Below are 6,838 nucleotides of genomic sequence, written 5' to 3'. Positions count from 1 at the left end.
TGCTTGTTAAAATTGTCTTTTTTGACATCTTTATCGTTAAATTTTTCAACCATATGCTCACATATGCTTGAAAAATTTATCAATAAATCTACTCAAAAAATTTCAATTTTTCTAAGCAAAGCTAATTATGCAAGAAGTCTATTGTATACACAAACCAATTCTTGAGCTTGTTTGTGTATAGCAAAAAAGTAGTGAATGGCACAAACAACATTTGTATTTTTATTAGTTTATGCTACGGTGCAATATATATACTAAAAAATTGGAGAATCGGTATGTCAGAGGGAGTTGGAGGAGTACGTGAATCACTACCTATTGTACAGCAACCTGCACCAGAAGTTAAGGTGTCTGCACAACTTACAGAGATAGTTGTAAGGGTATGCAAAGTTGCAAAGGAACAAAATGCTCCGACGATAATAGAGAGGATAAGAAGCAAGTTTCCATTTTCGGCAAGACAAATAGGAAAGGGCTTCTTGTATATTGATATTTTTGGTCAGGCTCGCACTATACTCAACAGTGGATTAAAAATAGCCATGTTGGGCAAGCCATTGCCACCAGAGCCACCAAGTCCTAAAAAAGAGGCAGATTCACTTTTAGATGTAGGTTTAAAAGTGTTAAATACGGGCCTAAAAGTATATGGTATTGCAATGAGTAGTATAGGTGGCTTTACGAAGGGTGCAGCATTGAAAGGTGAAGTTGAAAGATTACGCTCTATATTCATTTGGGGAACCTTTTATGATAAAGTAGAGGGCGTTTTAAATTTTCTATCTGCATTGGTTGGCTTTTTAGCTATAAGCTTTGGAACAGTTTCATCCATTGCAGGTAGGATTGTAGCTCCTGTTTTGTCATTACCTCTATTAGTCATTAGGCTGTTGCTTCAAGTCCTCTATACGGTTAAGGGCATTATAAATACCGTTTATATTTCGCGTAATTTGTCTACAATCGATAAATTGCTTTCGACTAAAGAAGAGAATCAAAAAAGGCTTTTAGATACTTTAAAAGCCATTCAAGACTTGGATAATAAGATACGGCAAGAAAATAATGAGTTAAGAGTACAGCATAAAGGAGAATCTGTTAGTTTTGAAATTTTTTTATCAGGAAGATATGAAGGGCGCTTGGTAAAAGAATGGAGTTATCATATTAAAAGTAAATTATTTTATAAGCAAGAAGGCGTGCCCTATTATAAAAAAGTCATGCAAGACATAGAAAATGTTCAACATTCTCTTGATGAAGTTATAGAAAGGTTAGATATCTTGGAAGCCCTTCCTGAGGCATCTGAAGATTGCAAAGCTTTAATAGAGCAAAAAGTGGCTTTAGAAAAGCAATTAGAAAAGATGATAAGTGCTGGAATAAAGTGGATTATAGCTGTGCGTGATGAAATGCAAAGGGAGCGAAATATGATGTTATCGTCGCTACTTGCACTCATTGCAAGCACAGCGGCTGTAGTTTTAGGAATGTTTACGGCGCCTTATGCAGTTCTTGCTGTACTGATCGCAACAATTATAGCAAGTCTTTTAAGGATTACATTTGATGTTTTGGCTTTGCAAAAGGATTATACTATTACCAAAAATCAACAACAATGGATTGGCGGAATCGTTGCAGAAGCATTAGTTGCAGAGGCAAGAGCCTCTACAAATAGGTTAGCTTTTGTAAAGTCTTATAATTTTACAAAGCAGTGTCCAGAGGATGAGTTTTTTAAAGAATTTAAAAAGTTCATTAAGCAAAGAATTTTAGAGCAAGGAGCAAAAGGTCTTTTGAGTGGCTCTTTACTTGAAAAGCTTAAGGCCTTCGACAGGGAGGAACTTTCTGAGGATGCTAATACAAAACTTAGAGAAGATTTTAATAAAATCCTCAATCGTTTAATAGTGCCTTCTTCTAATAAATTGAGCCTTACAGAAGATAGCCCTACATGGAAGCTGTTAAAGCAAATGAAAGGAGATTTTCGCCTTAAAGAACTTATTGATGATTGCTCTTTTCAATATCAAAAGCAGCACAAGAAATTTATGCGTAAATTTGTTGCTGTAAAACTCGATGTAGCCCCGCAGTCATTATGAGTGAAAAACTTATATTCAATTTTGCAGAGAATCCTTTGTTGTTTGAAAGGCTTTATGAAGAATACTGCAAAGATAACAAAAGTGTAGACAGTTCATGGAAATCTGTTTTTTCAAATGTTCTTGAGGAGAAAAAAGAGGCATCTCTTGGAAATATAACTTGTGGCACCATGAGGATCGAATTTACCCATCAAACACAAGAATGGCTCCAAAGGGCATTAGAAGAGAAATCTTTATCGTCGGTGTTTACAGAAAAGGAAAAGCTTGAGCTTTGTTTGCAATTGAGCCGAGCAGAACTTTTTGAAGTTTTTTTGCACACAAAATATGTAGGGCAAAAACGTTTTTCTCTGGAAGGAGCAGAAACGCTTATACCTATGCTTACAACGATTATTGAAAAAAGTGCAGATGAGGGTGCAAGAGATTTTGTCATTGGTATGCCCCATAGAGGGCGATTAAATGTATTGGTAAATGTGCTGCATAAGTCCTATGCAATGGTCTTTAGTGAATTTGAAGATGATGTAAACAAAATGTACTTTGAGAGTAGTGGAGATGTAAAATACCATAAAGGATTTTCTTCTGACATCATGCTACGCTCGTCTCACAAGGTTCATATTGCCCTTGCACCTAATGCAAGCCATGTAGAATCAGTAGATCCTATTGTTGAGGGAAAGGTGCATGCAAAGCAGGTAAAAAAGGATGATAGAGAACAAAACCAAGTAATACCCATTTTAGTTCACGGAGATGCTGCAATTTGTGGTCAAGGGATTGTATATGAGACTATGCAGCTTCAAAAACTTCCTGGATATGGGAATGGAGGTACAATTCATATTATTATTAATAATAAAATTGGCTTTACAACTATACCTAAAGACTATATGTCTACAAGTTATTGTACAGATATTGCAAAAACGTTTGATGTGCCTGTGTTTCATGTTAATGTAGAAGATCCAGAGCAGTGCCTATTAGTCTCTTCTCTTGCCGTGCAACTGCGTAATCAATTTCACACAGATGTGTTCATTGATTTAAATTGCTACCGTAAATATGGCCACAATGAGAGTGATGATCCAAGCTTTACTCAGCCCTTAGAGTATCGATCAATTAAATTAAAAAAGTCTATCCGTCATTTATATGTTCAAAAGCTATTGAGAGAGCAAAGTGTTCAAGAAGATCTTGTTAAAGCCCTTGAAAGAGAGTATAGTAGCCGTTTGCAAAAAGAATTAGAATTTATTAAAGAGACAAAGATAGAAAATCAAGATGTTCCAAAAGCTCATTCAGAAGATCTTTTTGAGAAAGTAAACACTTCTGTCAGTAAGTCTATATTACAAGAAGTTGCTTATAAACTTAGCTCTATTCCCCAAAATTTTCATCTTCATAAAAAAATTGTTAAGCTTATGGAAAATAGGCTTCAAATGATAGAAGAGCGTCAAGGTATTGATTGGGCAATGGCCGAGCAGCTTGCCTTTGCAACGCTTCTTTTAGAAAAAAAGCATGTGAGGCTTTCTGGGCAGGATTCACAAAGAGGAACGTTTAGTCAAAGACATTGTGTATGGGTGGACCAAGACAAGGAAGATGAGTGTTATATTCCCTTGAATCATTTAAAGGAAGATCAAGGCTTGTTCAGCGTGTACAATTCGCCCCTTTCAGAATTTGCAATCCTTGGTTTTGAATATGGTTATAGCCTTTCTTACTTGGAGGGACTTGTTATTTGGGAGGCGCAGTATGGTGATTTTAGTAATGAGGCGCAAGTTATTATAGATCAGTACATTGCAGCAGGAAAGCAGAAGTGGGAAAAGTCTTCTAATATCACGTTATTTTTACCTCATGGCTATGAAGGTCAAGGACCTGAGCACTCTTCTGGAAGGATGGAGCGGTTTTTACAGCTTGCAGGGGATGGGAATATGCAAATTATAAATCCTACGACACCAGCACAGTTTTTTCATCTTTTAAGAAAACAGGTTTATAAAAAAAGATCTTCTCCTCTCATTGTATTTACTCCTAAGGGCCTTTTAAGGTATGAAAAATGTAAAAGCCTCTTATTAGAGCTTTCTTCAGGTAAGTTTGAAGAGATATTGGATGATTTAGAAAAATATAGAAGTGCAAAAATACTTCTCTTTTGTAGTGGAAGAGTTTTTTATGATCTTATCTTAGAAAGAGAGAATAGATGTAGAAGTGATATTGCCATTATTCGCATAGAACAATTGTATCCGCTTCATGAGGAGAATCTTAAGAGTATCATTAGTACGTATCAGCAAATAGAAGAGGTCTTTTGGGTACAAGAAGAGCCTCAGAATATGGGAGCATGGAGTTTTATGCAGCCTCGTTTGCAGCAATTATTGAATACAAAACATAAGTTCGGTTATAGAGGAAGAAAAGAAGCTGCAGTTTCTGCTGTGGGATCGCATGCGCTTCATTTACAAGAGTATGAATCTATTATGAGCAAAGTGTTTGAATGAAGGTAGAAATTAAAGTCCCTTCAATGGGTGAGTCAATTACAGAGGCAACAATTGGCCGTATCTTAAAAGAAAATGGCTCACATATTGTTTTAGACGAAGAATTGGTTGAGTTAGAGACAGAAAAAGCAACACAGATACTCTATGCTCCAGTAGAAGGCGATATTTTTTATGCTGTCAAAGAAAATGATACAGTAAAAGTTGGTGATGTCATTGGTTTTATTGAAGAGACAAAAGCTCTACACAAACAAATTGAGAGCATACCTGTTGTAAAAGAGGAAGCTAAAAGAAGTATCAAGCATCCAATGAGTCCTATCAGAAAGTTCATTGCGAGTAAGTTGATTCTTACCAAAGAAAAAACTGCAATGCTTACAACTTTTAATGAAGTAGATATGTCTAAGATAATAGAGATGAAAAATTCTTATAAAGAACTTTTTGAAAAGGAGCACAAGGTTCATCTTGGTTATATGTCTTTTTTTGCAAAGGCTACAGTAGAGGCATTAAAGATGGTTCCTATTCTCAACGCCTCTATCGAGGGTGAATTTATTGTTCAGCGAAACGATTATGACATAGGTATAGCTGTTAGTACGGATAGAGGGGTTGTTGTTCCTGTTATAAGAAATTGTGATATACGCTCATTTGCAGAGATTGAAAGGGATTTAGATATATTTGCAAAACAAGCTTGTGAGGGGATAATATCTGCTGATGCTTTTCAGGGAGGATCTTTTACCATAACAAATGGGGGTGTTTTTGGATCACTTTTTTCTACACCCATTCTCAATGGCTCTCAAAGTGGTATTTTGGGGATGCATAAAATTGAAAAACGCGTCGTTGTTATTGATGACCAGATCGTTATTCGTCCTATGATGTATTTGGCACTTACCTATGATCATCGCTTAGTTGATGGCAAGGAAGCAATTACGTTCTTAGTCCACATAAAAGAGGCTCTTGAGGACCCAGCTCGTCTCTTTCTGGGAATATGATGTGTATATAGAACAAGAAAGTATTTGTAAATAAGTAACAAATCTGTTACTTATTGTAACATGAAAAAGATGCCAATAAACCCGTTTAAATTTGGAGATCCTGTTGAGGGAGAGTATTATCTTCCTCGAGAAAACTTGTCCCAACTTGTCTTACAATTTCTTGTAAACCATATCAATGTAATTTTGATAGGGCCCAGGCGCTTTGGAAAAACTTCGTTTGTTTTGAACTTATTAAAAGACTTAGAAAAAGATTCTTTTTCTACACTTTTTGTTGATATATTCAACATTACATCGCACAAAGACTTTTTTCATCAAATATTGAGAGCACTATCTCTTAAGAAAAGCTGGCTGGACCACTTAAAAAAAATGGGAAAGTTGCTTATTGATGTGCGCCCAAAGCTTACTGCTGATTTTGATAAAGTAACAGGGCAACCCTCACTTGGTTTTGCACTCAATCCACCGGAAGAAAAAGAAATAAAAGAGAGCATTCAAGACCTTTTAGCGGATTTAGAATCACTTGGTAAGCGCGTTATTATCGTAATTGATGAGTTTCAAAAGATAACAGAAATTGATGATAATGGATGGCTTGAGGCCACTTTAAGAACTCACATGCAGCAAAAGAAAAATACAACTTTTTTGTTTACAGGCTCTAGAAGAATGATGATACATGATATGCTAAACAATCCTGCAAGGCCTTTTTACAGATCTTGTCAACCTATTGAATTTCCAGTTTTTGGTGAGGAGTTTACTGATTGGGTCATAAAGCGATTTTTGGATGTTGGTATTAATTGTGAAAGGAACGCAGTAAATCATCTTAGAAAATTAGTTCAAGACACACCTAATTATGTTCAAATGGTATGTTTTCATCTCTTAGCAGAGGGTTACACTCATATTAGAATTAAAGAGGTTGATTCTACTTTGACAAAAGTTGTACAACAAAATGCTTATGCTTATCAAACGCTACTAGCATCTTTATCCCTAACGCAACAAAGAGCTCTTAGGCTGGCTGCAATCGAAGAAAAACAGGTTTTTGCAAAGGAACACCTTGCAAAATATGAGATAGCAAGTACACCAGCTCTTGCCTCTGCATTTAAAGCTCTTAAAACAAAGGGAATATTGGATGAAGAGGGTCATGGTAAGGGGAGTGTAATCTTTGATGATCCTCTTCTTGCAATTTGGCTAAAGTTTTCATTCATTAGACTTCTTGCGTAATTACATTTGCTTAGAAAAATTGAAATTTTTTGAGTAGATTTATTGATAAATTTTTCAAGCATATGTGAACATATGGTTGAAAAATTTAACGATAAAGATGTCAAAAAAGACAATTTTAACAAGCAAATGTAATTACGCAAGAAGT

The 6,838-nt window shown here is 35.7% G+C and carries 4 protein-coding genes; all 4 read left to right on the top strand.

The features are described 5' to 3' along the window. The first annotated feature begins 272 nt into the window (after positions 1–272). The 4 genes from P4L16_04675 to P4L16_04660 are packed head-to-tail and all read left to right on the top strand — an operon-like array spanning position 273 to position 6,693. On the top strand, positions 273–2,051 hold the full coding sequence (locus P4L16_04675; GenBank protein MDR3624418.1) for a hypothetical protein: 1,779 nt from the start codon (positions 273–275) through the stop codon (positions 2,049–2,051). Then, on the top strand, positions 2,048–4,501 hold the full coding sequence (locus P4L16_04670) for a 2-oxoglutarate dehydrogenase E1 component (protein MDR3624417.1): 2,454 nt from the start codon (positions 2,048–2,050) through the stop codon (positions 4,499–4,501). The genes P4L16_04675 and P4L16_04670 overlap by 4 nt, the downstream gene beginning before the upstream one ends. Beyond that, a complete protein-coding gene (locus P4L16_04665) occupies positions 4,498–5,481 on the top strand; it encodes a 2-oxo acid dehydrogenase subunit E2 (GenBank protein ID MDR3624416.1) in 984 nt (327 codons plus the stop codon). The genes P4L16_04670 and P4L16_04665 overlap by 4 nt, the downstream gene beginning before the upstream one ends. 60 nt (positions 5,482–5,541) lie before the next feature. Next, a complete protein-coding gene (locus P4L16_04660; GenBank protein MDR3624415.1) occupies positions 5,542–6,693 on the top strand; it encodes an ATP-binding protein in 1,152 nt (383 codons plus the stop codon). Positions 6,694–6,838: the final 145 nt, after the last annotated feature.

It is taken from the genome of Chlamydiales bacterium (genome assembly GCA_031292375.1).
Taxonomy (GTDB): Bacteria; Chlamydiota; Chlamydiia; order Chlamydiales; family VFKH01; genus JARLHF01.
Note: the sequence above shows the minus strand (reverse complement) of the source record. Positions and strands in the feature narration are given on the sequence as shown.

Bases quoted from the DNA above. Each gene is read 5' to 3' on its own strand.
- P4L16_04660 (MDR3624415.1), top strand. From the start codon at position 5,542: ATGAAAAAGATGCCAATAAACCCGTTTAAATTTGGAGATCCTGTTGAG.
- P4L16_04670 (MDR3624417.1), top strand. From the start codon at position 2,048: ATGAGTGAAAAACTTATATTCAATTTTGCAGAGAATCCTTTGTTGTTT.
- P4L16_04675 (MDR3624418.1), top strand. From the start codon at position 273: ATGTCAGAGGGAGTTGGAGGAGTACGTGAATCACTACCTATTGTACAG.
- P4L16_04665 (MDR3624416.1), top strand. From the start codon at position 4,498: ATGAAGGTAGAAATTAAAGTCCCTTCAATGGGTGAGTCAATTACAGAG.